This is a genomic window from Kitasatospora sp. NPDC058218 (assembly GCF_042882445.1).
Lineage (GTDB): Bacteria > Actinomycetota > Actinomycetes > Streptomycetales > Streptomycetaceae > Kitasatospora.
Genome location: NZ_JBHVWC010000024.1, coordinates 14,102 through 37,908, shown reverse-complemented (window position 1 = coordinate 37,908; position 23,807 = coordinate 14,102). Strand labels below are relative to the sequence as shown.

18 protein-coding genes and 1 pseudogene are annotated in these 23,807 nt (G+C 73.3%); 7 read left to right on the top strand and 12 right to left on the bottom strand.

All coding sequences use genetic code 11. The features are described 5' to 3' along the window. Positions 1–42: 42 nt before the first annotated feature. Positions 43–1,362 (bottom strand): phosphotransferase family protein, encoded by a 1,320-nt coding sequence (locus tag ACFVYI_RS17195; protein ID WP_387886077.1) that lies wholly within the window; start codon positions 1,360–1,362, stop codon positions 43–45. A gap of 145 nt (positions 1,363–1,507) precedes the next feature. On the opposite strand from ACFVYI_RS17195, the gene ACFVYI_RS17190 reads away from it, so the two are divergent. Beyond that, positions 1,508–2,068 carry a DUF4262 domain-containing protein gene (locus tag ACFVYI_RS17190; protein WP_387886075.1) on the top strand — a complete coding sequence of 187 codons (561 nt, stop codon included), beginning with the start codon at positions 1,508–1,510 and terminating at the stop codon, positions 2,066–2,068. Positions 2,069–2,144: 76 nt separating this feature from the next. Here the strand turns inward: ACFVYI_RS17190 and ACFVYI_RS17185 are convergent, their stop codons facing one another. Together ACFVYI_RS17185 and ACFVYI_RS17180 are read right to left on the bottom strand one after the other, a co-directional pair. After that, positions 2,145–3,047, bottom strand: a complete 903-nt coding sequence (locus ACFVYI_RS17185) for a PhzF family phenazine biosynthesis protein (RefSeq protein ID WP_387886073.1) — start codon at positions 3,045–3,047, stop codon at positions 2,145–2,147. Positions 3,048–3,236: 189 nt separating this feature from the next. Next, positions 3,237–4,331 carry a DUF5937 family protein gene (locus tag ACFVYI_RS17180; protein WP_387886070.1) on the bottom strand — a complete coding sequence of 365 codons (1,095 nt, stop codon included), beginning with the start codon at positions 4,329–4,331 and terminating at the stop codon, positions 3,237–3,239. Positions 4,332–4,432: 101 nt separating this feature from the next. Here ACFVYI_RS17180 and ACFVYI_RS17175 point away from each other — a divergent pair, with 101 nt between their 5' ends. Next, positions 4,433–5,788, top strand: a complete 1,356-nt coding sequence (locus ACFVYI_RS17175) for an MFS transporter (protein ID WP_387886068.1) — start codon at positions 4,433–4,435, stop codon at positions 5,786–5,788. A gap of 29 nt (positions 5,789–5,817) precedes the next feature. Next, positions 5,818–6,399 carry a hypothetical protein gene (locus ACFVYI_RS17170; RefSeq protein WP_387886065.1) on the top strand — a complete coding sequence of 194 codons (582 nt, stop codon included), beginning with the start codon at positions 5,818–5,820 and terminating at the stop codon, positions 6,397–6,399. Positions 6,400–6,687: 288 nt separating this feature from the next. Here ACFVYI_RS17170 and ACFVYI_RS17165 read toward each other — a convergent pair. Then, a pseudogene (locus ACFVYI_RS17165) lies at positions 6,688–7,734 on the bottom strand (RNA-guided endonuclease InsQ/TnpB family protein); the annotation flags it as partial. 209 nt (positions 7,735–7,943) lie between these two features. Between ACFVYI_RS17165 and ACFVYI_RS17160 the strand changes: the two are divergent. From ACFVYI_RS17160 to ACFVYI_RS17150, 3 genes are all read left to right on the top strand, one after another. Then, complete coding sequence (locus tag ACFVYI_RS17160) at positions 7,944–8,747, top strand: MBL fold metallo-hydrolase (protein ID WP_387886062.1); 804 nt, start codon at positions 7,944–7,946, stop codon at positions 8,745–8,747. 6 nt (positions 8,748–8,753) lie between these two features. Beyond that, positions 8,754–9,185, top strand: coding sequence for a nuclear transport factor 2 family protein (locus tag ACFVYI_RS17155; RefSeq protein ID WP_387886059.1), 432 nt, complete (start codon positions 8,754–8,756; stop codon positions 9,183–9,185). Positions 9,186–9,354: 169 nt separating this feature from the next. Continuing rightward, positions 9,355–10,614, top strand: a complete 1,260-nt coding sequence (locus ACFVYI_RS17150; RefSeq protein WP_387886057.1) for an NAD(P)/FAD-dependent oxidoreductase — start codon at positions 9,355–9,357, stop codon at positions 10,612–10,614. 218 nt (positions 10,615–10,832) lie between these two features. On the opposite strand, the gene ACFVYI_RS17145 is transcribed toward ACFVYI_RS17150, so the two are convergent. After that, positions 10,833–11,765: a protein-L-isoaspartate O-methyltransferase gene (locus tag ACFVYI_RS17145; RefSeq protein ID WP_387886054.1), complete on the bottom strand. Its 933-nt coding sequence runs from the start codon at positions 11,763–11,765 to the stop codon at positions 10,833–10,835. Between the two features lie 589 nt (positions 11,766–12,354). Here ACFVYI_RS17145 and ACFVYI_RS17140 point away from each other — a divergent pair. Beyond that, positions 12,355–12,954, top strand: a complete 600-nt coding sequence (locus ACFVYI_RS17140; protein WP_387886053.1) for a hypothetical protein — start codon at positions 12,355–12,357, stop codon at positions 12,952–12,954. 6 nt (positions 12,955–12,960) lie between these two features. On the opposite strand, the gene ACFVYI_RS17135 is transcribed toward ACFVYI_RS17140, so the two are convergent. The 7 genes from ACFVYI_RS17135 to ACFVYI_RS17105 form a co-directional block, all read right to left on the bottom strand. After that, positions 12,961–13,365, bottom strand: coding sequence for a hypothetical protein (locus ACFVYI_RS17135; RefSeq protein WP_387886051.1), 405 nt, complete (start codon positions 13,363–13,365; stop codon positions 12,961–12,963). A 754-nt stretch (positions 13,366–14,119) separates the two neighbouring features. After that, complete coding sequence (locus ACFVYI_RS17130; RefSeq protein WP_387886048.1) at positions 14,120–15,295, bottom strand: alpha-hydroxy-acid oxidizing protein; 1,176 nt, start codon at positions 15,293–15,295, stop codon at positions 14,120–14,122. A gap of 203 nt (positions 15,296–15,498) precedes the next feature. Further along, positions 15,499–16,191 (bottom strand): O-methyltransferase, encoded by a 693-nt coding sequence (locus ACFVYI_RS17125; protein ID WP_387886045.1) that lies wholly within the window; start codon positions 16,189–16,191, stop codon positions 15,499–15,501. Between the two features lie 138 nt (positions 16,192–16,329). Next, positions 16,330–17,937: an alpha/beta fold hydrolase gene (locus tag ACFVYI_RS17120; protein WP_387886042.1), complete on the bottom strand. Its 1,608-nt coding sequence runs from the start codon at positions 17,935–17,937 to the stop codon at positions 16,330–16,332. 262 nt (positions 17,938–18,199) lie between these two features. Beyond that, positions 18,200–19,510, bottom strand: a complete 1,311-nt coding sequence (locus ACFVYI_RS17115) for an MFS transporter (protein ID WP_387886041.1) — start codon at positions 19,508–19,510, stop codon at positions 18,200–18,202. Positions 19,511–19,720: 210 nt separating this feature from the next. Next, positions 19,721–21,502: an ABC transporter ATP-binding protein gene (locus ACFVYI_RS17110; protein ID WP_387886038.1), complete on the bottom strand. Its 1,782-nt coding sequence runs from the start codon at positions 21,500–21,502 to the stop codon at positions 19,721–19,723. Continuing rightward, the gene (locus ACFVYI_RS17105) at positions 21,499–23,526 is read right to left on the bottom strand and encodes an ABC transporter ATP-binding protein (RefSeq protein ID WP_387886035.1); all 2,028 of its coding nucleotides are present in this window, start codon (positions 23,524–23,526) and stop codon (positions 21,499–21,501) included. The genes ACFVYI_RS17110 and ACFVYI_RS17105 overlap by 4 nt, the downstream gene beginning before the upstream one ends. Positions 23,527–23,807: the final 281 nt, after the last annotated feature.

The following is a 23,807-nucleotide window of genomic DNA, read 5'->3' as shown; positions in this document are numbered from 1 at the left end:
CCGCGCCGGTGCCGGTGACCGCGCCCAGGCCCGCGCCCGCGGCTACGCCCGCCCCGTCCAGGCCAGCGCGGCGCGGATCTCGTTCACCGGATCCCCCTCGTGATACGGACGCTCACTGATCTCGACGTGGTCCAGGAACTCCTGGTACCGCACCGCGTAGCTCAGGTGGTACAGCGGCTCGACCAGCCTCAGCGCGCGCTCCGGGTCCGAGCCGGGAGCGTGCTCCCGCCAGGCCCGCGCCCACACCTCGGCGACCTGCGCCCAGCGCTCGTCGGAGACGTACTGCCGGGGGCGCAGCCCGTCCAGCGCCGGGTGCCCGAGGCAGGAGTCGGCGTAGTCGACGACCACCGCCCGGGTGCCGTCGGAGCGCCAGTTGCCGGGGTGGAAGTCCCCGTGCACCAGCGTCTCGGGCAGCCCGCAGGCGGCCAGGTCCGCGACCAGCGCGGGCAGCCGAGCCGCGAGCGCCCGGGCGGCGGTGAGCTCCCCGGCCGTCAGCGACGCCCCGGCCGCCCCCGGGGCGGCCGGGGCCGAGCCCGCCGGGCCCGTCTCCTCCGCCTCCTCCGCCTCCTTCGCCTCGTTCGCCGCCTCCAGACGGTCGAGCAGCGCGGCCACCTGCGTGACCAGCGTGCGCGGGGTGCGGTCCCGCAGGCCGGCGGCCGCCGCCCGGCCGTCGGCGGCGAGCGCCGCCTGCGCGGCGACCAGCCGCGGCACCACGTCGGCGACCTGCTCCGCGGACGGGCCCCAGCAGTCCTCTCCGGGGACGTGATCGAGCAACAACCACCCGTGGACGGGGTCGGCACCGAGCATCGGCGGCACCAGCGTGGGATCGACGCTGCCGAGCAGCGCGATCACCTCGCCCTCACCGGCGTTGAACGTCGGGTTGATCGCCTTCAGCCAGGCGTCGACACCGGTTGCCGTCCGGTAGCGGAAGAGGCCGGACAGGTTCCACGTCCGGACCTGCTCGACCGGGCCGGCCACCGGGCGGCCCGCCCGGTGCAGCGTCCGCTCCGCCCAGTCGAGCGCGGCCCGCAGCCCGGACGGGGTGGCCCAACCGGCCCGCCGCTCGGCCGGCCCGAGCAGGGCGGCGGTGCGGGCACCCGCCTGGTGCGGCACCGGACCGGCGGGGCGCTCCAGCGCTTCGACGTGGTAGACCACGTGCCCGCCGCTGCCGCCGCCGCCGTCCGCCACCTCGGCGAGCCGGAGCACCAGCACGGGCACCCCCAGCTCCTCCGACACCCGCTCGACCACCGGTGCGGCGGACGACCACCACGCCCCGTCGACCTCGAACGGGCCCACCGGGCCGAGGTAGTCGTCGCCGTGGGTGACGTGGATGCTGACGGTCCGACCGCGTTCTTGTCCCATCCGGGCAGGTTCACCCATCGGGCTGCGCCGGCACAATCGGTTTTCCCGCACCCCGCGCCGGCCCGACCCGAAACTCCGGCCAGACCGGACCCCTGACCGGACCCCCGACCGATCGTGCGGCCGGTACGGCTGATGGGATACATCCATGACCGACCGGCCTGACCTGCCCGACTGTTCCTGCGTTCTGTGCGCGGCCGAGGTGCCGGAGCACCACCGCGCCCGGCACTGGGCGCGGGAGGCGGCGGACGTCCGGGCCCGGGGCCGGCACATCGTCGGAGTGGCCGGCGGCTCCGTGCCGGACTGGGCGTTCACCGTGGGCCTTTGGCACTCCCACCGGCTGCCGGAGGTGGCCATGTTCGGGCTGCGCGTGCACGACCTGATGAGCTGGGTCGACGAGGCCGCGGCACGGCTGTGCGAGACGGGCCCGGCCGAGCCGGGCAGCCTGCTGACCGGCGTCCTCGGCAGCCATCCGCTGATGGTCCGGCCGGTCGACCCCGGCTGGCACCGGCCGCTGGTCGGCAGCGCGGTCGGCTTCTACCGGCGGGTGCCGGTGCCCGTCGTCCAGCTCGTGTGGCCGGACGCGGGTGGCCGATGGCCCTGGGACGCGGCCGCCTCGACCGGTTGCCGGGCCCAGCCCCGCCTCTGGCTCCCGGTCGCCGAACACCCCCGAGGAGTCTGGACGAACGAGGCCGAGCAGACCCCCTGAGCCCGACGCCGGGGCCGAACCCGACGCCGGGGCCTCTGCGCAGCGGGGCCTCTGCGCCGGGCGTGGCCCCGAGCCGCTACGGGATCGCCACCGCCGTACCCGACACCCGCACGCGGGTGTCGCCCTCGCGGAGCTCGACGCCGAGCACGCCCGGGCGGCCGAGGTCCTCGCCCTGGTGGAGGGTCAGGGTGGCCGGTGCCGTCACCGCGCCCCGCTCGCGCAGGTAGGCGCCGAAGGCCGCGGCTGCCGCGCCCGTCGCCGGGTCCTCCACGACGCCGCCGACCGGGAACGGGTCGCGGGCGTGGAAGACGTGCTCGCTCTCGCGCCAGACCAGCTGGAGGGTGGTGAGCCCGCGGGCCGTCATATAGGCGGCGAGGCCGTCGAAGTCGTAGTCCAGCCGGGCCAGCCGGTCACGGGTGGCGGCGGCCAGCACCAGGTGGCGGGCGCCGGCGTAGGCGATCCGGGGCGGCAGCGCCGCGTCCAGCTCGTCGGCCGACCAGCCGAGCAGGGCCAGCGCCTCGGCGACGTCCGCCTCGCCCACCTCCTCGATGTGCGGCTCGACGCTGGTCAGGGTGGCGCGCAGCGCGCCGTCCACGCCCTTGTCCACCTCGATCGGCACCTCGCCGGCCGGGGTGGCGAAGACGTAGCGGCCGGGGCCGACCCGGTCGGCGATCGCGACGGCGGAGGCGACGGTGGCGTGCCCGCAGAACGGCACCTCCAGCAGCGGGCTGAAGTACCGCACGGTGTATCCGGCTTCGGCCCGGCCCTCCGCGACGGCGGCAGCTGCGGCGTCCGCTATCAGGAACGCCGTCTCGGAGTAGCCCACCTCGGCGGCGATGGCGAGCATCCGCTCGGCGGAGAGGCCGGACGCGTCGAGCACCACACCGGCCGGGTTGCCGCCGCCCGGATCGGTGGCGAAGGCGGCGTAGCGCAGGATGTCGGTCTCGGAAGCGGTCACGGGCACGTCGTCACTGGTCATGATCGCTCGAACACCGCCCCTCGGCCCCCTGTTCCCGCCCGCCGGCCCCGTCCGGTGGTGCGCCACGCGCCCCGCGCCCCGCCGCCCGTGCGCGCGCCCCGCAACCCCACACCGTCACCACAGCACCGCGCCGCGCCGCACCGCCGGGCACCGCCGCACCGTCAGCGCAGCACCGTCAGCGCCGCACCGTCAGCGCAGCACCGCCTCCAGCAGGTCCGAGCCCAGCCGGGCGCTGCCCGCCAGGTCGAGCTGGTACAGCATGTACCGTCCGCGCCGCCGGGTGGTGAGCAGCCCGGCCCGGCGCAGCACCGCCAGATGCCGCGACACCTCCGGCGCGCTGAGCTGCCAGGCCGACGCCAACTCGCCCGTGGTGTGCGGTCCGCGCGCCATCGTGCGGGCGAGCCGGAGCCGGACCGGATGGGCCAGTGCCTCCAGCCGCTGCTGCACCACGGCGAGCGAGACCGGCTCGGGCAGCCCGCCCCCGGCGATCGGGTACTGCACCACCGGCCGCCATCCGGGCGCGTGCACCACCAGCAGGTGCGGGTACCCGAAGGCGGTCGGGACGAACGTGACTCCCCCGGTACCGGCCCCGGTGGCGTTGTCCTGGAGCTTGTCGACGACGATCCGCCGCCGCCCGTCCGACCCGGTCGCCAGCGTGACCGAGGAGGACACCGCCGCGAGCGCCTCGCCGAGGCCGTGCCGGGCCAGCACGTCGGTCTTGTGCCGGGCGTCGGCCGCGAGGTCCGGCAGCACGCGCCGCCAGGCGTCGGCGAAGAACGCCTCCTGGCACTCCTCCAGCATCCGCCGGACCATCGTCCGGACGACCGGCGGGTCGGCGAACAGCCGGTCGGCGAAGGCGGCCTGCCCGGGGCCGCGGGCCAGCGCGAGCTCCCGGGCCAGCTGCTGCGCCGCCGGGTCGGTGAGCGGCGAGTCGAGCCGGTGGGTGAGCCGGGACGACCCGCAGCTCATGATGACGGCGGCCCGGACGTACAGCTCGTCGTCGAGCCGGTCGACGGCGTCCAGCTCCTCGGTCAGGGTGGCGCCCGGCAGACCGGGGACGAGGAAGTCGGCCCGCGAGGAACGCCACAGGAAGTCGGCCTCCGACAGGCGCTCGGACAGTTCGGGAGCGATCGAGGCGGCCGTGCTCGCCGCCCAGCCGTGCTGCCCGGGGTGGTGCGCGGGCTCGGCGAGGACGTGCAGCATCGCGCTCAATTCGGCCAGCGGCGAGGGGGCGAAGAGCAGGCGCTCGTCGGGCAGGGCGGTGATGTCGATGCTGAGGCTCACCCCGGTGATCCTGCCAGCCCGCCGCGGGGGCGCCGCCACCGATTGACGGGAGTCGTCAATCGACGTGCCCGACGCCCCTGTGCGGGCGGACGGTACCGGTCATGAGCCCGCTCCAGCAGAAGCCCCTCCCCGAGGACGCCGCCACCCACGACGGCCGCCCGCCGAACCCGCCCACCGCGCCCGCCGAACCGACGCGACCGGAGCCGGCGGGCCCGTCGCGGGCGAGGCCCGCCGCGCTGCTCACCGACCCCGCCGCCCTGCTCGCCCTGCTCACCGCCGCCGGTGGCCGCCGCTACGCGGCAGCGCTGCTGGTGGACGCGCTCGGCGCCGGGCTGCTCCGCCCGTTCCTGCTCCTCTACGGGATCGGGGTGCTGCGACTCGACCCCGGCACGGTCGGTCTGGCGATGTCCGCCGGCATGGTGGTGGGCCTGCTGGTGCTCCCGCTGACCGGCCGCTGGATCGACCGCGGCGCGCGCAGCCTCCCGGCGGCGGTGACCCTGCTGGTCCGGGCGGCCGGCGCGGTGGCACTGCTGCGGGCGGACGGCCTCGGTGGGTTCACGGCGTCGGCCGTCCTGCTCGGCGTCGGCAACCAGTCCTGGCCGACCACGCACGCGGCCGTGGTCAGCACGCTGACCGAGGGGCGGACCCGGGACGCCGCCCTGGCCGCCGGCCGGACGCTGCGCAACGCGGGCCTGGGCACGGGCGCGCTGGTCGCGACCCTCGCGGTGGCCGGCGGGTCGGGCGCGATCCGGTTGCTGGCCGGGGTGACGGGTACCGCGTGCCTGGTCGCGGCGGGGCTGGTGCACTCGCTCCGGGTCACCGCCCCCGGCACCACGCGCAGCACCCCGCCCGGTACCGCGCAAGCCCCGGCCCCCGCGCCGGCGGCCGGCCCGGTGCTGCGCCGGATCGGCCTGCTCAGCGCCGCCAACCTCCCCTACGCGTTCTGCTTCGACGTCCTGGAGGTCGCCCTGCCCGCGCTGCTGGTCCTCCACCTGCACGCCTCCCCGGCCTGGTCCGCGGGGGTTTTCGTGGGCAACACCGTGCTGGTGATCACGCTCCAGCTCGCGGTCGTGCTCCGGCTCGCCGACCGCTCCCGACGGGCCGTGCTCGCCGTCGCCGGAGCCGTCCTCGCGCTCTCCTACCTGGGTTTCTGGGCGGCGGGCGCGATCGGCGGCACCTCCGGCGCGGCCGCCGTGGCGGCCGTCTCGGTGCTCTTCACGTTCGGCGAGATCCTCTACAGCGGTTCGGGGACGGCCCTGGTCGCCGCCAGCGCGCCGCCCCGGTTGCTCGGGCGGGCGCTCGCCCGCTGGGAGCTGTCGACGGGCGTCGGCCGTGCGCTCGCCCCGGCGGTGCTGACCACGCTGCTGGCCGTCGGGCCGGGCGTGCTCTGGCCCGCGCTGGCGGCCGCCACCCTGCTCGCGGCCGCGGCGGTGACCAGACTGGCCCCGCAGGGGTGACCGACCGGGGCGGTGGGATGATCCTTCCCATGGCCGTCACCGTCTTCCAGCAGCAGCTCCGCGACCGCTTCCTCGGCGCGACGGTCACGGCCCCGCCCGCACCCTGGCAGCCGGTCGGGCACGGGCTGATCCCGGTCGGCGGTCTGCTCGGCATCGGCTTCGCCACCGACCCGGCCACCGGGGGCGACCTCGTCCTGGTGGTCTCCAGCAGCGGACACGGCCTCTTCGACGCGACGACCGGCGAGAAGCTCGCCCGCGAGTACGCACCGGACGAGGAGCCGGACGGGCCGGACCTCGCCTGCCCCGGCATCGGCCCGGTCGCGGACGTCCGCGTCCCGGTGGCCGGCCTGCACGGCGGCGGGCTGCACACCGGCACCGACGACGGCTGGCACGTCGAGGTCGTGGTCCCGGAATGGCCGAACGAGCGGGTGCTGCTGTGCACCGGCGGCGGACCGTTCGAGGGGGAGCACGGCGAGACCTGGTGGCACGTGTACCACTCCTCCTGGTCGACGTTCCGGGCCGCCGGATTCTCCCCGTCGGGGCGGACCCTGGCCGTGGCCACCAGCAGCGACCTCACCCTCTGGAGCCGGCCCGACCCGCGGAGCCGGTGACCGGCCCCGCTCGGGGCGCCGCTCCGTCCCCCGCCGGCACCGTCCGAGGTGCGGGCCGCCCTCCGGTCGCCGATGCTGGGCGGGGACGCGTGCCCGGTGTACGGCAGCCGGGCCGGCCCGACCCCCGATTCCGGCCGCGCCTGCGGCACGGGGCTTGCGCCCGGTGCGGCCGGCGTTCCGGTGGGTTCCTGTTTCAACGGGCCGTGCCTGGCGTGGGATCGCCACGCCGGGTCCTACCGGCCCTCCGCAGGCGTTTAGCCTGTCCGCCCGCCCGGCGGCCAGGATGTTCCGAGCAGCATTGAGGTCACGGTCATGAGAGGTGCCGCACGCGCCGCACGTCCACATGCGGATGCTGAGAGGCTTGGGTCCGTCCAGGACCCCGCAGGTGGAGCACACCTGGCTGGTGGGCTCGTACTGGCCGATCACGCCGATGTGCCTGCCGTAGCGGGCGGCTTTCTCGGTGAGGAGTCGTCGGAAGGTGGACCATCCGGCGTCGTGGACGGACTTGGCCAGGCGGGTTCGGGCCAGGCCTCGCACGTTCAGGTCTTCCAGGTAGATCGCTTGGGTTTCGCGGATCAGCCTGGTCGTCTGCTTGTGCGCCCAGTCCATGCGGGTGTCGGCCACCTTGGCGTGCGCCCTGGCGACCTTGCGCCGGGCCTTCGCCCGGTTCTTGCTCCCCTTCGCTTTCCGGGACAGCGCCCGCTGCGCGGCCTTGAGCTTCCTCTCCGCCTTCCGCAGGAAACGCGGGTTGTCGATCACCGTGCCGTCGGACAACACGGCGTAGGTGGTCAGGCCGAGGTCGATCCCCACCTCGGTGTCCAGGGCGGCCAGGTGCTGCGGTTCGACGTCCACCACAAACGAGGCGAAGTACCGGCCGGACGGGTCCAGCACGATCGTCACCGACGACGGGTCGGCCGGCAGTGCCCGCGACCACTTGACCCGAACGTCGCCGATCTTGGCAAGGTTCAGTTTGCCATTGGACCGCAGGCGGAAGCCGTTGCGGGAGAACCGCAGCGACTGCCGGTTGTCCTTCCGCGACTTGAACACCGGAAGGCCCACCCGGTGACCGGCCCGCTTACCCGACACGCTGTCGAAGAAGTTCCGGTAGGCCGTGTCCAGGTCACGGATGGACGACTGCAACGCGTCCACCGACACCGACCCCAGCCACGACCGGGCGTCCGTCTTCTTCGCATCGGTGATCACCGCCTTGGCCAGAACACCGGTCGGGATCCTCGACCGGTCCGCCTTCCACGCCGCCTTCCGCAGGGCAAGCGCATCGTTGTACACCACCCGCGCGCACCCGAACGTACGGGCCAGCGCCTGCCGCTGACCCACCGTCGGACAGATGCGATAGGAGTACCTGAGATGCACAGGATCAACCTACCGGCAGGCACTGACAACGACCTGCGGCCACCCTCACGGCGATCCGCCCCGACGGCGAAACACCGCCCCCCGACCTGCCCCGCAGGCAGTCCGTTTCTCCCCCGCAAGCGGGGGCGCCCCCACCCCCCGGCTAAACCCGGGGGTATCCACGGAGGTCCCCGATGAGCTCTCTCGACTTCGAGGTCGTCGACAGCCCCGACAGCTCGCTCAACAAGACCTCCGTGCTGGTGACCGGGCCCGACGACGCCCTGCTGGTGGACGCCGGGTTCACCCGCTCCGACGGCCGCCGGCTGGTCGAGCGGATCCGGGCCGCCGGCAAGCGGCTGACCACGGTGTTCGTCAGCCACGGCGACCCGGACTTCTACTTCGGCGCGCAGGAGGTGCAGGAGGCCTTCCCACAGGCGCGGTTCCTGGCCACGGCGTCCACCGTCGAGCACATCCAGGAGTCCTACGAGGGCAAGCTCAAGGCCTGGGCGCACCTCGGCCCGGAACTGCCGACCCGCCTGGTGCGGCCGGAGGTGCTGCACGGCGACGAGATCGTCTTCGAGGGCCATCGGTTCGAGCTGCGCGGCGCCGACTTCCACCTGCCGGACCGGCACTACCTCTGGCAGCACCACCACCGGGCGCTCCTCGGCGGGGTACTGCTCTTCGAGGGCCTGCACGTGTGGACCGCCGACACCCCGACCCCGGCCCAGCGGGCCGCCTGGATCGACCTGCTGGACGGCATGGAGGCACTGGACCCGGAGTTCGTGGTGGCCGGCCACCGGACCGCCGACGCGCCCACGGACGGCACCGCGATCGTGCACACCCGCGACTACCTGCGCGCCTTCGAGACCGAGATCGGCCAGGGCGTCGACGCGGCCGCCGCCAAGGAGGCGCTGGAGCGCCGCTACCCGGACCTCGGCATGAAGCTGGCGGTCGACCTCGGGACGAAGGTCGCCAAGGGCGAGCTGGTCTGGGGCTGAGCCGCGATGATCGAGATTCCGAGGTCCGAGGTGTCGTTCGCCGAGTCCGACGCCCCCGCCGATGTGGTCCGCCGCCAGTACCTCGCCTCGGCCCGCGGCGATCTGGCCGCGCTGCGGGCCACCCTGGCCGAGGACGTCGAGTGGACGGAGATGGCCGGCTTCCCGCTGGGCGGCACGTACCGGACCCCGAAGGGCGTCACCGGCGGCGTGATGGAGCGGCTGGCCGCCGACTGGGACGACTGGACGGCGCACGACGACAGCTACGTGGTGGCCGGCGAGAACGTGGTGGTGCTGGCCCGCTACACCGCGGTCAACCGGGCCACCGGCCGGCCGCTCGCCGTCCGGGTGGCCCACCACTTCACCGTGCGCGGCGGACGGATCGTCCGCTTCGAGCAGTTCGTCGACACCGCGCTGGTCCGCGAGGCCATGACCGCATGACGCCGCGCCCGCGAGCCCCTGCGCCACGGGGGGTCGCGAGCGCAAACCCCGTCACCCTCGCCTCACCCGTTCGGGGGAGCCTGTCGCGGCGCGCCTGGCGTGGCCTCGACAGGCCCCCCGACCGGCGGCAGGCTGTCCGTGATTCCGGCCGGAGAGCGAGGAGTTCAGCATGAGCACGGACACAGCGGGAACGGCCGACGGCACCGGGCGCGAGCGCCCGTACGTCATCGTCGGCGCCTCCCTGGGTGGTGCGAAGGCCGCCGAGGCCCTGCGCGAGGCCGGCTACCGGGGCGGCATCGTCCTGATCGGCGCCGAGCACGAGCGCCCGTACGAGCGGCCGCCGCTCTCCAAGGGCTACCTGCTCGGCACGACGCCGCGCGAGAAGATCCACGTCCACCCGCCGCAGTGGTACGCCGACCACGACGTGACGCTGCGCCTGGGTACCGCCGTCACCTCGGTCGACCCGGCCGCGCACACCGTCACGCTCGCCGACGACGGCCGGATCGAGTACGCGAAGCTGCTGCTCACCACCGGTTCGGTACCGCGCCGGCTGCCCGTACCCGGCGCGGACCAGGACGGCGTGCACTACCTGCGCCGGGTGGAGGACAGCGACCGGATCAAGGCGGCGCTGACGCCCGGGGCCCGGGTCGCGGTGATCGGGGCCGGCTGGATCGGCCTGGAGACGGCGGCCGCGGCCAGGACGGCGGGCGCCGAGGTCACCGTGCTGGAGGCCGCCGAGCTCCCGCTGCTGCGGGTGCTCGGCCGCGAGGTCGCCCAGGTCTTCGCCGACCTGCACCGCGACCACGGGGTGGACCTGCGGTTCGGCGCCAAGGTCGAGGAGCTGACCGGCAAGGACGGCACGGTCACCGGCGTCCGGCTCGCGGACGGCACGACGGTGGCGGCGGACGCGGTGATCGTCGGCATCGGCATCGCCCCTGACACCGCGCTCGCCGAATCGGCCGGACTGGAGCTCGACAACGGGGTGAAGACCGACGAGCGCCTGCGCACCTCCGACCCGGACATCTACGCGGCGGGCGATGTCGCCAACGCCTTCCACCCGCTGCTCGGCCGCCACATCCGGGTGGAGCACTGGGCCAACGCCGTCAACCAGCCGCAGACCGCCGCCCGCGCGATGCTCGGCCAGGACGTGGCCTACGACCGGGTTCCGTACTTCTTCACGGACCAGTACGACCTGGGGATGGAGTACACCGGCTACGTCGAGCCCGGCGGCTACGACCGGGTGGTCTTCCGCGGCGACCCCGCCACCCGCGAGTTCATCGCCTTCTGGCTCGCCGACGGCAAGGTCCTGGCGGGCATGAACGTGAACGTCTGGGACGTCACCGACCCGATCCGCGAACTCGTCCGCTCCGGCCGGACGGTGGACCCGAAGGCGCTCGCCGACCCGTCCGTCCCGCTCGACGAAGTCTGAGGCGGGACAAGCGCCCACGTCCGCGCGACCGAGAGATCACGACCTCGCGCACCGATGACATCACAGAGCCCCCGGACTCACATCGCCAGATGCAAGCCGGGGGCTCTGCTCGCCCTCCGCCGGCGTGCCGTGGACGAATCCGGCAGAGCTACGAGGGTGTCTAGGGGCCCGACCGCCCCGTGGGGGAACGTATAGCGGCCGGGCCGGCTCAGGAGGGGCTATCCGATGGTGGCCGACCACCGGCCCCGTGACAGGTGGATCGCGCCGTCTTCAGGGCTGACGCGGGCGTTGCAGCCGAACAGCGGCAGACCGCCCTCTACTTCCCGCCACGTGCGAATCCGCTCCAGGTCATCCCAAAGTCGCCGGGGGCCGCTCTGGTGGACTGTCGGCGGTTCGTAGCGCTGAGCCTCCGCCCGTGCCCACGACCCGTCGGGGTGTGCGAGGTAAGCCGTGCGCTCACCCGGCTTCTCTTCGAAGTCGATCTGGACGCCGGGCAGCGTGATCGTGAACATCGACCAGACCTCCCAGTTGTCGCGGATATCCGCGGCCGGGAATCGGCCCAACTTGGCCTCGTCACCGTCGGATTCCCGGGCGATCTTGAAGAGGGATTCCAGCCCCGGCGGATAGTCGGCGCTGTGCCGGGTGGTCATGAATCCCGCCCAGTCCCGCTCGATCATCCCTTCAGCTCCACCGTCAGCGGTCTTCCACGCTGTGAGGATCAGCGCCGTGTCGGCGATCGTGGTGACGAGTCGTCCGCCCGTTCGGAGCGCCTGAAGCCAGGAAACAGGCACGGGTCGGGCTGCGACGGTGGCCACAATGCGGTCGTAGTCGCCGGGAATGGGGCCGGTCGCGTCCACGGTCAGGAATTCCGGACGTAGTCCCATACGGGCAAGGCGGTCGTTCGCGGCCTCGGTCAGATAGGCGTCCACGTCCACGCTGGTGACGTGCTCGGCTCCCAAGCGCCGAGAGGCAATGGCGGTCAGCCCGCCGGCGCCGGTGCCGATATCCAACAGGTCGTGCTCGGCGTTGATTCGCCCGTGTCGCAGCATCTTGACGAGCAGGGCCGTCAGGGTTGCGGAACTCGTGGTCCGGCCCGTCGGTCGGTCGTCCGGCGCCGCGTGGTCTGCGTGGAGCCCGCCCACGGAGGTCACGACCGAGTTGCTGCCATACGCGCGCCGGATCCACAGCTCCGGGTTGTGCGCGCCGACTTGGAGCCGCCAACCACCATCGTCGGGCTCCCACCACCGGGGGATCAGCTCGTGGCGTGCGACGCTGGCAACTGGAGTCCGCCAACGCGAGTCGGGGTCTGTGGTCCTCGCTGCCAAGTTGGCTGCGTGCTCTTCCCATCTCAAGGGCAGATCCTCTCAGTACGACGGGCCGCAAGCTTCGGTGTTTGCAGGATTGCAGTCAGACCGTGAGGCCCGGTCCGTACGCGTTCTGGGCATCCGTGACGGCCTCCAACCGAACGAGATCGCTGACCGGATCCTGACCACGCTTCCCAGCGTTCACCCCCTGGAGGCACATCGCTGGGCAAGGGGCTGGAGTCGCCCAGAGCTGGCCGCGTACATCGATCACGCGTACGAAGACGACGGGTTGCGTCCCCCGCACATCTCCGACGCAGAGCTGTGCCGGTGGGAACACGGCCAGCGCCGCCCGGCGGACGAGCGCATTGACTACCTCTGCCGTATCTACGGCACGCGCCCAGACCGCCTTGGCTATGGACGTGACTACAGTGGAGCCATGCTGGGACACCTTGAGCAAGCCGGCATCGTGGATGCCTTCCCGCTGACCAATCCCGATTCCAAGGCCGATCTGGTCGAGCGCCTACGCGGTGCGCGTGAACGCATCGTCATGTTCGGCCTCACCCGGAACTTCTACGGCAGTGACGAGATGCTGCCGCTGTTTACGGCCAAGTCCAGCGAAGTCCCGGTTCGGATCTTCATCATGGATCCGCACTGTGCCTCGCGTCGAGACCGGTACCGGCTGGAGCCGGCCGAAGCAGCAATGGAAGACCCGAACAGGTACGTCCGGGAGGTACTGAACCCACTCGTCGAATCCGTCGCCCGCCACGGTGGAGACCTGAAGATCTACCTCTACGACTTTCCTTGCAGCTTCGCCATCGAGCAGATCGACGACTCGATGCGCGTCATGCTCTACGGCCACGGCAAGCGGGGAACCGACGGGCCGATTCTGATCTTCGACAAGGGCCCCGACGAAGGCACGCCCTACTGGACGTACTTCGCCGAACAACTGGCATGGATGCAACGATTGGCAGATGTGGAGGAGAGTCCAGAACCCTGGCGATCCAAGGGCGTTCGCGTGTGGGAGTACCTCCCCTAACGCCTGTCAGACCGGCACCCGATCACGCCAGCTGCCCGTCATCACGGCGCCGGTGAGTGGCACCGTTGGCGCGTCTGCGCGACACTTCCGGCACACCCCGGGCTGCGTCTTCCCGGGGTCCCTGCAAACGTCGCAGTCGTACGTGACGCGCGGAGCCGGCACGGTGACCGGCGTCCCCTTGATCTCGAAGACAGGCGGGTGCGGCGGGATCTTGGAGAGTCGCGCGGAGATGATCGCGCCCACGCTTCGGGTGATCTTCTCCGGGAGCGGGGCGGACAGGATCGATATCAGTGCACCCCGCGCCCATCCCCCGGCCAGCAGCCCCTCCACCATGGCGGACTGATCAACCAGCGGCTTCCCGGCCAGCGCCATGTGCGGCTCGCACCGGCCCAGCTCCAGCAGCAGCTCCATGCCCTCCGACACGCGCGCTGGAGCGGGAGCGTGACGGGGCTCAGCGGGGCGCTGTGCGGCCGCCTGAGGCTCGTTCTCGGACTCGATGGGGGAATGTCCATCCCTCCGAGAAGCGCTGAGAGCGCGGCATGCGCCTTCGCCATCTCCCCCGGGTCGGCCGGCTCCATCAGCTCCGGATCCTCAGTCAGCAGAGCGTCGGGACGGACGGACGGTTCTTCAACTTCCTTCCGAACCACCGTCTCGGTGTGCTGCTCATACTGGTGTCTCCTCACAGCGTGCGGGAGTTCGGACACCGGCTGGTGTCCGGGTCGTGCGGTGTTGCGGATCCCGCCCCGGTCGGCTGCCTGCCAGGGATGACCGGCCGGGGCGGGAGTTCGGGGTGGATCAGTGAACTTGACCGTTGGCGGGCTTGCTCGCCGCGAAGCCGATGGGGCTTCCTGGTGGGTGCTCACCCGGACACCACGCGGGATGCACCGATCCCGAAGCCAGGAACCCGAGCAGCCCGCGGGTGGAACGTGCCTGTGCCGAACCGTTGTTGACGCGCTGCTCGTCCAGGCCCGCCGTACCGCCCTTGCGACGCCTTGGGATTGGCCGACCCGTTAGTCGTCCAGGGGGCTCCAGCCATTCGGCGGGGCGCTCGACCTGGAGGGTCGACACTTCGTGAAGGGTCGAACCGCATTTTGGAGCTCCGGGAGCGCGGCGCTCCCACGTCCTGAGTGACTGGCGCCTCAGCCTGCCGTGCACCACCCGCCGGTCAGGCCTCGACCCGGCGTAGGGCGCCTTCGGCGCGCAGGTCCGCGAGCGTCGGGTAACCGTCCACCGCCATGATCAGGTCGGCCTCGGCGAGCAGCGAACGCAGCACGTGCACCACTCCGTCCACGCCGCCGAGGGCGAGGCCGTAGGCGTACGGGCGGCCGACGCCCACGGCCGTGGCACCGAGGGCGAGCGCCTTGATCACGTCCGCGCCGCTGCGCACGCCCGAGTCGAAGAGCACCGGCAGGCCGTCAGCGGCCTCGACCACGCCGGGGAGCGCGTCCAGTGCCGGCAGGCCGCCGTTGGCCTGCCGGCCGCCGTGGTTTGAGCAGTAGACGCCGTCCACGCCGCCGTCCCGGGCGCGACGGACGTCCTCGGGGTGGCAGAGGCCCTTGAGGATCAGCGGCAGGTCGGTGAGCGAGCGCAGCCACGGCAGGTCGTCCCAGGTGAGCGGGTTGCCGAAGAGGCCCACCCACTCCATCACGGCGGCGCCCGGGTCCTCCTCCGGGGTCTTGGCGAGGCGGGCCCGGAAGACCGGGTCGGAGGTGTAGTTGGCCAGGCAGTGGCCGCGCAGCTGGGGGAAGTTGCCGGTGGCGAGGTCGCGCGGGCGCCAGCCGGTGACCCAGGTGTCCAGGGTCACCACGATGCCCCGGTAGCCGGCTGCCTCGGCGCGGCGCACCAGGCTCTCGGCGAGCGCCCGGTCGGTGGGGGTGTAGAGCTGGAACAGGCCCGGGGTGTCGCCGAGTTCGACGGCGACCTGCTCCAGCGGGTCCACCGACAGGGTCGAGGCGACCATCGGCACCCCGGTGCGCGCGGCGGCCCGGGCGGTGGCGAGGTCGCCGTGACCGTCCTGGGCACAGAGGCCGATCACCCCGATCGGCGCGAGGAACAGCGGTGCGGGCCACCGCAGCCCGAAGACCTCCACACCCGGCTCGCGTCGCGCGGCGCCGACCATCATCCGGGGCACCAGGCCCCACCGTTCGAAGGCGGTCACGTTGGCGCGCTGGGTCCGCTCGTCACCGGCGCCACCGGCCACGTAGGACCGGACCGTCGGCGGCAGCGCCGCCTCGGCCCGCGCCTCCAGCTCCGCGAAGGTCATCGGGAGCTTCGGCTGGTTGCCGAACAGCCCGTCGAAGTAGATCTCGTTCTGGTAGTCGCCGAACTGCTGCCCCGTCATGGCCGGTCGCCGTCCTCTCCTGGGCCGCACCGCCCGGGCCCGTCCCGGGCGGCGATCCGCCCACCCCACCCTGTCAAACCCGGGAGCGCCCGGGGAGCCCGCCGCACCCCGGAGTCCGCGGGCCCGTCGGGCGGCCGGTGGCCCGGCAACACGGCAGTCCGGCAGTCCGGCAGTCCGGCAGTCCGGCAGTCCGGCAGTCCGGGTCAGCCGGTGACCAGTGCGAGCAAGAAGCCGTCGTACCCCTTCTCCCCCACGGTCTGCACGGCGGTGGCGGTCAGCCGGGGGTGCGCGGCGATCAGCTCGGTGAAGCGGCGGACGCCCTGGACCCGCGGGTCGGTGCTCGCGCCGTCGGTGACGGCGCCGTCGCGGACCACGTTGTCGCCGATGATCAGGCTGCCGGGCCGGGTGAGGCGCAGCGCCCACTCCAGGTAGGCGGGGTTGCTGGGCTTGTCGGCGTCGATGAAGACGAGGTCGAAGGGCTCGCCGCCCTCCTTCTCCAACTGCGGCAGGGTGTCCAGTGCCCGGCCGGTGCGCAGCTCCACGACCTCGGCGAGCCCGGCCCGTTCGATGGAGCGGGCGGCGACGGCGGCGCACTGCTCGTCGGCCTCCAGGGTGACCAGCCGGCCGCCCTCGGGCAGCGCGCGGGCGAGCCAGATGGTGCTGTAGCCGCCGAGGGTGCCGATCTCCAGCACCCGGCGGGCGCCGTGCACGCGGGCCAGCAGCGAGAGCAGCTTGCCCTGGTTGGGCGCCACCTGGTGCGGGGGCAGGCCGGCCGCCTCGCTGTCGGCGACGGCGGCGAGCAGGGCGGCGTCCTCCTCGACCAGCAGGCCGTTGAAGTACGTGTCGACGGCGGTCCAGGTCCGCTGCGGGTCCGGTCGGCCGGTGTCCGGGGTCATCTCTGTGGGTTCCCTTCCAGTACTGACTCAGTTCCGAAGAGAAACTTACTGGATGCCCGGGGCGGAACGACCGTCGCCCCCCTGCCGCGACGGGCAGGGGGGCCGACGGGGTCGGTCCGGGGTCGCCCCCGGCTCCGGTCAGGCCACCGGCGGGAAGGCCTCGGCGTCCGGCTTGAGGAGCTGGCCGGGGGCCGGCACGGCCTGGTCCACCAGGTAGCCGGTGACCAGCTTGCTCAGCTCCTTGCTCCGGCCGACCGCGCAGTGCTCGATCACGTCGACGCTGACCAGGACGGCGCTGCCGAGCTGGCGCTGCATGCGCTTGGCGAAGGTGTACTGGGTGGCCGGGTCGAAGAGGTTGCCGATCACCATGACCGGGGTGGCGGTCCGCCGGTTCCAGGGGCCGGTGTACCGCTCGACGTCGCGTGCCGGGGCCGGCCAGGTCGCGCAGGCGGGCGCGTCGAAGGCCTGGTAGCGGCCGAAGGTGGGCGCGTCGCGCTCCCAGGAGCGGGCCAGGTTGGCGAAGACCCGCGGATTGGAGGGGTACGGCTTGTCCTGGCAGTTGACGCCGTAGTAGGAGTCGTCGGCGGAGTACGGGGTGTCCGCCGGGGCCTCGCGCAGCGCGGCGGGCACGGTCACGGCCAGCACGTTGGCGTCGTCCGCGTTCTTCGGGGCCGTCAGCGCCGGCGCCTTCTGCTGCCCCAGGACGTCGTCCAGCGCCTGCAGCGAGGCGGCCAGCGGCGCCTGCCGGCTCTGCGCGTACAGCGCGTTGGCCACCTGACTGGTGAAGCTGGACAGCGTCACCTGGGTGCCGTTCGGCAGGGTGACCGGAGAGGTGCGCAGGTGGTCGCGGATCGCGTCGAACTTGGCCCGGGTGTCGCCCTCGCCGAAGGCGCAGCGCGGCGCGCCAGCCGTCTTGCACCGCTTCAGGTACTCGTCCAGGGCGAGTTCGAAGCCGTCCGCGCGCTGCTTGTCGTACTCCAGGCCGTTGTGCAGCCGCAGGTTGGGGTCGACGTTGCCGTCGATGATCAGCGCGCGGACCTTGTCGGGGTACATGTTGGCGTAGGTGGCGCCGATCAGCGTGCCGTAGGAGAACCCGGCGAAGGAGAGGCGGCTGTCACCGACGCCCCGGCGCATCCGGTCGAGGTCGCGGACCACGTTCTCGGTCGACATGTGCTCGATCAACGGGCCGGCGTTGCGGTCACAGGCGTCGGTGTAGTCCCGGGTGGCGGCCAGCGTGCCGTCGACCTCGGCCTTGGTGACCGGCACCCCGGTCATCCGGTCGAAGACGGCGCCGGCCTCCTCGTCGGTGGTGAAGCACTTCAGCGGGTTGCTCCGGCCGACGCCGCGCGGGTCGAAGCCGACCATGTCGAAGCGCGCCTGGACCTCGGGGTCGAAGCGAGGGGTGGTCGCCCAGAGGTAGCCGCTGCCGCCCGGGCCACCGGGGTTGAGGAACAGCGAGCCGATCCGCTTGGCCGGGTCGCCGGCGCGCCGGCGCATCATGGCGATGCCGATCTTCTCGCCGGACGGGTGCGCGTAGTCCAGCGGCACCGGGTAGACGGCGCAGTCGTATATTCCCGGGTCCGGCTTGGACGGATCGGGATTGCACGGGGTCCAGGCGACCGGATCGACCCGGGCCTCGGCGGCCGCCACGCCGGGATCCGGTGCCGCCGACGCGGCGACGGCAGTACCGGCGACGAGCGCGAACGCGCTGGCGACCGCCAACGTCAGACTGGTGATGCGGGACACGTAACCTCCTCCGGTTGAGCAAACCCGGTCAGCCTGGCAGCCGGCACTCGGGAGGGGAAGACCACGTGCGGTCGTAGATTCTTCTGGCGCGACGTCATCTGTCCGACATTTTCCCGGTATCGGAGCAGGATCCGGCACAAAATCCACCGTGCCGTGACCGTACATCGCCATCTTGTGATCGGTCCGGGCTACGGGCGCGGTGGGTGCGGGAGGCAGCGGGGCGCGGCGGGGGCGGCGGGGGCGGCGGGCCGGTGACGGTCGGTCAGCCCCGGGCGGGCGCGGCCGCCGGAGCCGCCCGCTCCGCCACGACATCCGGCACGACGCCCGGCCCGACGTCCGTCACCACGCCGACCGCGGCCTCCGCCACCGCCCCCGGGCGCCGACGCTCCGCCCAACGTACCGCCGGTCCCATCGCCCAGCCGGCCGCCGCGAAGATCCCGCCCAGCAGCAGCCAGCCGGGCACCCCCCAGGTCAACAGCAGCGTGGTGAGCAGCAGCGGCCCGACCGTGCGCGCCACCGCCACGCCCGAACCGAAGAAGCCCTGGTACTGGCCGGTCTGATGGGCCGGCGCCAGGTCGAAGGCGATCTGCCAGGAGCCGGCGGACTGCCGCAGCTCACCGGCGACCTGGAGCGCCGCCGCAACGACCAGCAGCCCGCCCAGCGCCCAGAGCGGCAGGCCCCCGGCCGCCGCCAGCGCGAAGACCCCGCAGGAGGCGAGCAGGACGAGCCCGGCCTCGCGCACGGCTCGCGAGGCCGTGCGCAGTCCGCTGACGCGGCGGGCCACCCGCACCTGGAAGAGCATCACCCCGACCGTGTTGAGGACGAACAGGGCCGACCCCAGCCAGCCCAGCCCGGGCGCCCGGTCGGCGATCCAGAGCGGGATCACCAGGCTGAGCAGCGGCATGCGCAGCAGCAGGACGGTGTTGAGGAGCGTCACGACGGCGAACGGCCGGTCGGAGAGCACCTCCAGCCTGGGCGCGGCGCCCGTCCGGTCGCGGCCGGGCGCCACCTCGGGCAGCCGCAGCAGCAGCAGTCCCGCGGCCAGGAACCCCAGCGCGGTGAACAGGAAGGCGACGAGGAAGGCCGCCCTCGTGCCGACCGTCAGGACGACGCCGCCGAGGGCCGCGCCGAGGGCCAGGCCCGCGTTGAGCGTCGACTGCAGCCGGGCGAGCAGCCCCGTGCGCTCCGCCCGTGCGACGAGGCCGCCGACCAGCGCCTGGCGCGCGGCGGTGAGCCCGGACTGCGCGGTGGCGTACAGGGAGGCGGCGAGCAGGAACGCCCCGAAGGAGTGGACGGCCAGGAACGAGGCGACGGCGGCTGCGGTGGCGAACGCCAGCAGCACCGCCGTGCCCCGAGGCCCGCGCCGGTCGGCGAGGTGACCGAGCGGGACTCCCACCAGCGACCCCACCGCCCAGGCCACGGCGAGGCCGAGACCGAGCCGGCCGGGCGAGAGGCCCACGACGCGGGTGAAGTACAGCGCCGAGCAGGTGAAGTACGCGCCGTCGCCGATCGAGCTGATCAACTGGGCGGTGGCGAGGGTCCGTCGGGCCCCGGCCGGCGGGATGGATCGCATCGAGACAGCTCTCCCGGGTCGGGCGGCCGTCGGCCGCTCGGTGACACTGACAGAACCGATCCTAGGGAGCAAGTGTGCCGCCCGACAGGGCCAGTGAGGTCACAGGAGAGTGGGCCACTTCGCCACCGGCACAGCCCCGGACGACCCCGGGACGGCCCCGGCCGGAAAGGGTGCGGGACCGGCTCCGGGGCCGGTCCCGCACCCGACCGCTCACCGGTAGACGCGGGCCTGCAGGCGGTAGAGCTCGGCGTACAGGCCCTCTGCGGCGGCGAGTTCGGCATGGCTGCCGACCTGCGAGACCCGGCCGCCCTCCAGCACCACGATCAGGTCCGCCATCCGCACCGTGGAGAAGCGGTGCGACACCAGCAGGGTGATCGCACCGGTGTCGGCCCGGGCCTGAGCGGCGAGGTCGGCGAAACGCTCGAACAGGGCGTGCTCGGCCGTGGCGTCCAGGGCCGAGGCGGGCTCGTCGAGTGCCACCAGCAGCGGGCGGCGGCGCATCAGTGCCCGGGCCAGGCCGAGTTTCTGCCACTGGCCGCCGGACAGTTCGGCCCCGTCGCCGTAGCCGCGGCCCAGCAGCCCGTCGAGGTCGCCGTCGACGCGGGCCAGCGCCGGACCGCAGTCCGCCGTCTCCAGCACCTGGGCGAGCGCCGCGTCGTCGTCCAGCCGCTCCAGGTCCCCGATGCCCACGTTGTCGCGCAGCCGCAGCTCCAGCCGGGCGAAGTCCTGGAACAGGGTGGCCACCCGGTGCTGCCAGAGCTGTGGGTCGCACTCCTCCAGGTCGACGCCGTCGACCAGGATCCGGCCGGCGGTGGGCCGGTAGAGCCCGCACAGCAGCTTGACCAGGGTGCTCTTGCCCGCGCCGTTCTCACCCACGACGGCGAGCGCGGCGCCCGCCGGGATGTCCAGGGTGACATCGTCCAGGACGGGCCGCTCCTGGCCCGGGTACCGGAAGGTGACGCCCTCCAGGCGGATGCCGGCCGTCATGACCTCGGGGACGACCACGCCCGCGGTGACCTCCGGGCGCGGCTCGCGGAGGCCGTCCAACCGCTGAAGGGTGCGGCCGGCGCCCTGGAGCACCGAGAGCAGTGTGAGCGCGCTGGAGACCTGCAGGCTGACCTGCGCCGCGAGCGTGATGACCAGGATGACGTCGCCGATCCCGGCGCCGGCCCCGGCGTTCACGGTCTGCCGCGCGACCAGGTAGATCGCTCCCCCGTACGCGGCGGCGAAGGCCAACTGGCCCGCCGAGCGCAGCAGTCCGGCCTTGGCGTGGGCGCGGGCGAGGATGCCGGTGGCCCGCCGCCAGTCGCGGCCGTGGCGCTCGATCAGCACCGACGCGGCGCCGGACAGTCGCACCTCCTTGACGGAGGCGTGGGTGGTGGCGAGTTCGAGCAGGTGGCGGCCGAGCCGGTTCTCCGGCGCGGTGGCCTCCTTGCCGCGGTCGACCAGGAGTTGGGCCCGGTTGCCGACCAGCACGGGCACCACGGCGAACAGCGGGAGCAGCAGCAGCCACGGGTTGAGGAGGCCGAGCAGCGCCGCGGTGACGGCCATCTGCAGCCCCAGGCCGCCGAGTTGGAGAACGGCTTCGAGCGCGGCCCGGGTGCGCGGCAGCTCCTCGCGGATCAGCGTCAGGGCGTCCGCGACGTCGGCGCGGTCCAGCTTCTCCAGGCCGCGGTCGCCGTGGGCGATCGAGATCACCTCGGCCTGCAGACTGAGCTCCTCCAACTCGCCCAGTTCGAAGTAGGAGAGGTGGGCGAAGTGATTCATCGTCAGTTCGACGACCAGCAGCAGGGCCGTGGCCAGGGCCAGCCAGGTGGCGGTCGAGCCGGTGCCGTCGATGGCGGCCGTGGTCAGCTCCTTGAGGCTCACCGCGATCAGCGGCGTGGCCAGGTAGCCGACGGTCATCAGCAGGACGGCGTGGGTCAGCCGGCGAGCGTCGCAGTGCGCGGCGAGCCGCAGCAGTCGGCGCACGGCGTGGATCAGTGTGGTCATCGGGCACCCACCGGGCGCATGCTGCGGTCCTCTTCCTGTCCGTCGGCCTGATCATCGGCGGCCTGATCACCGTCGGGGTACTCGTCGGCGGGGTGATCGTCGGCGGGGTGCCCGCCGGCGCCCTCCTCGCGCGCGAACCGCTCCGCCTGGACCCTGAACAGCTCGGCGTAGCGGCCGTCCAGCTCCATCAGCTGCTCGTGGGTGCCGCTCTCCACCACACCGCCGTCGGCCAGCACGACGATCCGGTCCGCGCGCCGCACGCTGGAGAAGCGGTGCGCGATGATGACGCTGGTGAGGCCCTCGGTCATCTCCAGGAAGCGGTCGAAGAACGCCGCCTCGGCCCGCACGTCGAGTTGCGCGGTGGGCTCGTCGAGGATCAGCAGCGAGGCCCCGGCGTCCACGGCGAGCAGCGCGCGGGACAGGGCGATGCGCTGCCACTGCCCGCCGGAGAGGTCGCTGCCGCCCTCGTACTGGGTGGACAGGACGGTGTCCAGGCCCTTCGGGAGCCGCTCGACGATCTCGGCCGCTCCGGCGCGTTCGGCGGCGGCGAGCAGCGCCTCGCGGTCGCCGAGCAGCTCCGGCCGGCCCATGCCGATGTTCTCGGCGGCGGTGAGCTGGTAGCGCGTGAAGTCCTGGAAGATGACGGCGATCCGGCGCTGCCAGTCCTCGGCGCGCAACCCGGCGAGGTCGGTGCCGCCGGCGGTGATCCGGCCCTCGGTGGGCTCGTGGAGCCCGGCCAGCAGCTTCACCAGCGTGGTCTTGCCGGAGCCGTTGAGACCGACGATCGCGGTGGACCGGCCGGGCGGCAGCTCCAGCTCCAGCCCGCGCAGCACGTCGGGGCCGTCCTCCTGGTAGCGGAAGGCGACACCCTCGAACCGGATCGGACCGTCGAGGGCGGCCGCAGTCGCGACGGCGGAGGGGGCGTCGGCGGCGGACGGGGCATCGGCGGCGGTGCGCGACCCGCGGACGCGGTCCTGCGCCAGCGCCTCGAAGCGGACCAGCGAGTCGTAGGCCGCCAGCCCGTACTGGGTCTGGACGTCGCTCTCCGGGAAGTAGACCCCGAAGCGCATCGGGATCAGTACGGCCTGGAGGGCCACCGAGAGCTGGAGCAGCGACAGCGTGCCGTCGACCCCACTGCGGGCCAGGACGACGAGCGCGGTGCCGCCGCCGAGCAGACCGACGACCGCGAGGCCGACGAAGGGCCAGAAGAGCAGCCGGCGGCGCCCCGTCCAGAGCGGTTCCAGGTAGTCGCGGGCCTCCCGCTCGTGGCGGCCGAGCAGCCAGGGCAGCAGCCCCAGCATCCGGGTCTCCTTGGCGAGTTCGGGCCCGCCCGCGGCGCGCCGCAGATAACCGACCCGGCGGCGCGGGCCGGCCAGTGAGCCCAGCAGGGCCGCGAAGCGACCGAGCGAGCCGCGCTGGCCGAAGCGGATGACCAGGGCGGTGAGGGCCACCATGACCCCGGGGACGAAACCGAGCGTGACCGCCACCATGACGGCGGCGCCCGCCAGTTGGGCATAGCGGGCGATCAGCGCCAGGGCTCCGGCGGCGGCGTCACCCGGGGTGGGCCGGGCCCGGTCGAAGGCGCTTCGGGCGTCCGAGAGCAGATCGAGCACGTCCTGGCGCTCCAACTCCGCCGCAGGCAGGGCGTTCAGCGCACCGTCCATCAACCGGCCGATGCAGGCGCCGTCGACCCGGCGGGTGACCACCTCGCTGATCACGGTCTGGAACGGGGTCAGCAACTGCTGCAGGATGAACGCCCCGACGGCGATGCCGAGCGCGGACGCGACCGTCTCCCAGGCCGCCCCGGTGGTGCCCCCGGCCGCCGCGGCGGCCGGGATCTCCGCGATGACGCGGCTGGTCCAGGCGATGAACGCGATCGGCAGCAGCCCGACCACGAGGTGGACGAGCACGGCCGGAACGAGCAGGCCGACACCGGCGTGGCGCAGCAGCTCGACAACGGCGCGCCAGCGCCTGATGCGGCTGCCGAGCCATCCGGCGTCGGCGGACGGAACGGAAGACGGCACCTTGAAACCCCCGTGGACAGATGTGCTGACGAAGCCGACGAGCCGATGGACCGACGAGCTGGGTGAACTGGGAGACGTGAACCGAGTGGACGGGCGGAGCCGGCGCGACTGACAAGCCGGCCCGGAGGGCGGACGCGTGACGCGTCGTCGACCGCGGTCGTTCGTACCGGTGCTGGAAGACACCCCGAAGCAGGACCGGCGGCTGTGCGGTTCGGCGCGAGCAGGAGCCACGGGGTACCCGGGCGGTCGGCGGAAGGGGCGGGCGTGGGTGACATCCGATT

Bases quoted from the DNA above. Each gene is read 5' to 3' on its own strand.
- ACFVYI_RS17195 (WP_387886077.1), bottom strand. From the start codon at position 1,362: ATGGGACAAGAACGCGGTCGGACCGTCAGCATCCACGTCACCCACGGC.
- ACFVYI_RS17190 (WP_387886075.1), top strand. From the start codon at position 1,508: ATGACCGACCGGCCTGACCTGCCCGACTGTTCCTGCGTTCTGTGCGCG.
- ACFVYI_RS17185 (WP_387886073.1), bottom strand. From the start codon at position 3,047: ATGACCAGTGACGACGTGCCCGTGACCGCTTCCGAGACCGACATCCTG.
- ACFVYI_RS17175 (WP_387886068.1), top strand. From the start codon at position 4,433: ATGAGCCCGCTCCAGCAGAAGCCCCTCCCCGAGGACGCCGCCACCCAC.
- ACFVYI_RS17170 (WP_387886065.1), top strand. From the start codon at position 5,818: ATGGCCGTCACCGTCTTCCAGCAGCAGCTCCGCGACCGCTTCCTCGGC.
- ACFVYI_RS17160 (WP_387886062.1), top strand. From the start codon at position 7,944: ATGAGCTCTCTCGACTTCGAGGTCGTCGACAGCCCCGACAGCTCGCTC.
- ACFVYI_RS17155 (WP_387886059.1), top strand. From the start codon at position 8,754: ATGATCGAGATTCCGAGGTCCGAGGTGTCGTTCGCCGAGTCCGACGCC.
- ACFVYI_RS17150 (WP_387886057.1), top strand. From the start codon at position 9,355: ATGAGCACGGACACAGCGGGAACGGCCGACGGCACCGGGCGCGAGCGC.
- ACFVYI_RS17140 (WP_387886053.1), top strand. From the start codon at position 12,355: ATGCTGGGACACCTTGAGCAAGCCGGCATCGTGGATGCCTTCCCGCTG.
- ACFVYI_RS17135 (WP_387886051.1), bottom strand. From the start codon at position 13,365: ATGGAGCTGCTGCTGGAGCTGGGCCGGTGCGAGCCGCACATGGCGCTG.
- ACFVYI_RS17130 (WP_387886048.1), bottom strand. From the start codon at position 15,295: ATGACGGGGCAGCAGTTCGGCGACTACCAGAACGAGATCTACTTCGAC.
- ACFVYI_RS17125 (WP_387886045.1), bottom strand. From the start codon at position 16,191: ATGACCCCGGACACCGGCCGACCGGACCCGCAGCGGACCTGGACCGCC.
- ACFVYI_RS17115 (WP_387886041.1), bottom strand. From the start codon at position 19,510: ATGCGATCCATCCCGCCGGCCGGGGCCCGACGGACCCTCGCCACCGCC.
- ACFVYI_RS17110 (WP_387886038.1), bottom strand. From the start codon at position 21,502: ATGACCACACTGATCCACGCCGTGCGCCGACTGCTGCGGCTCGCCGCG.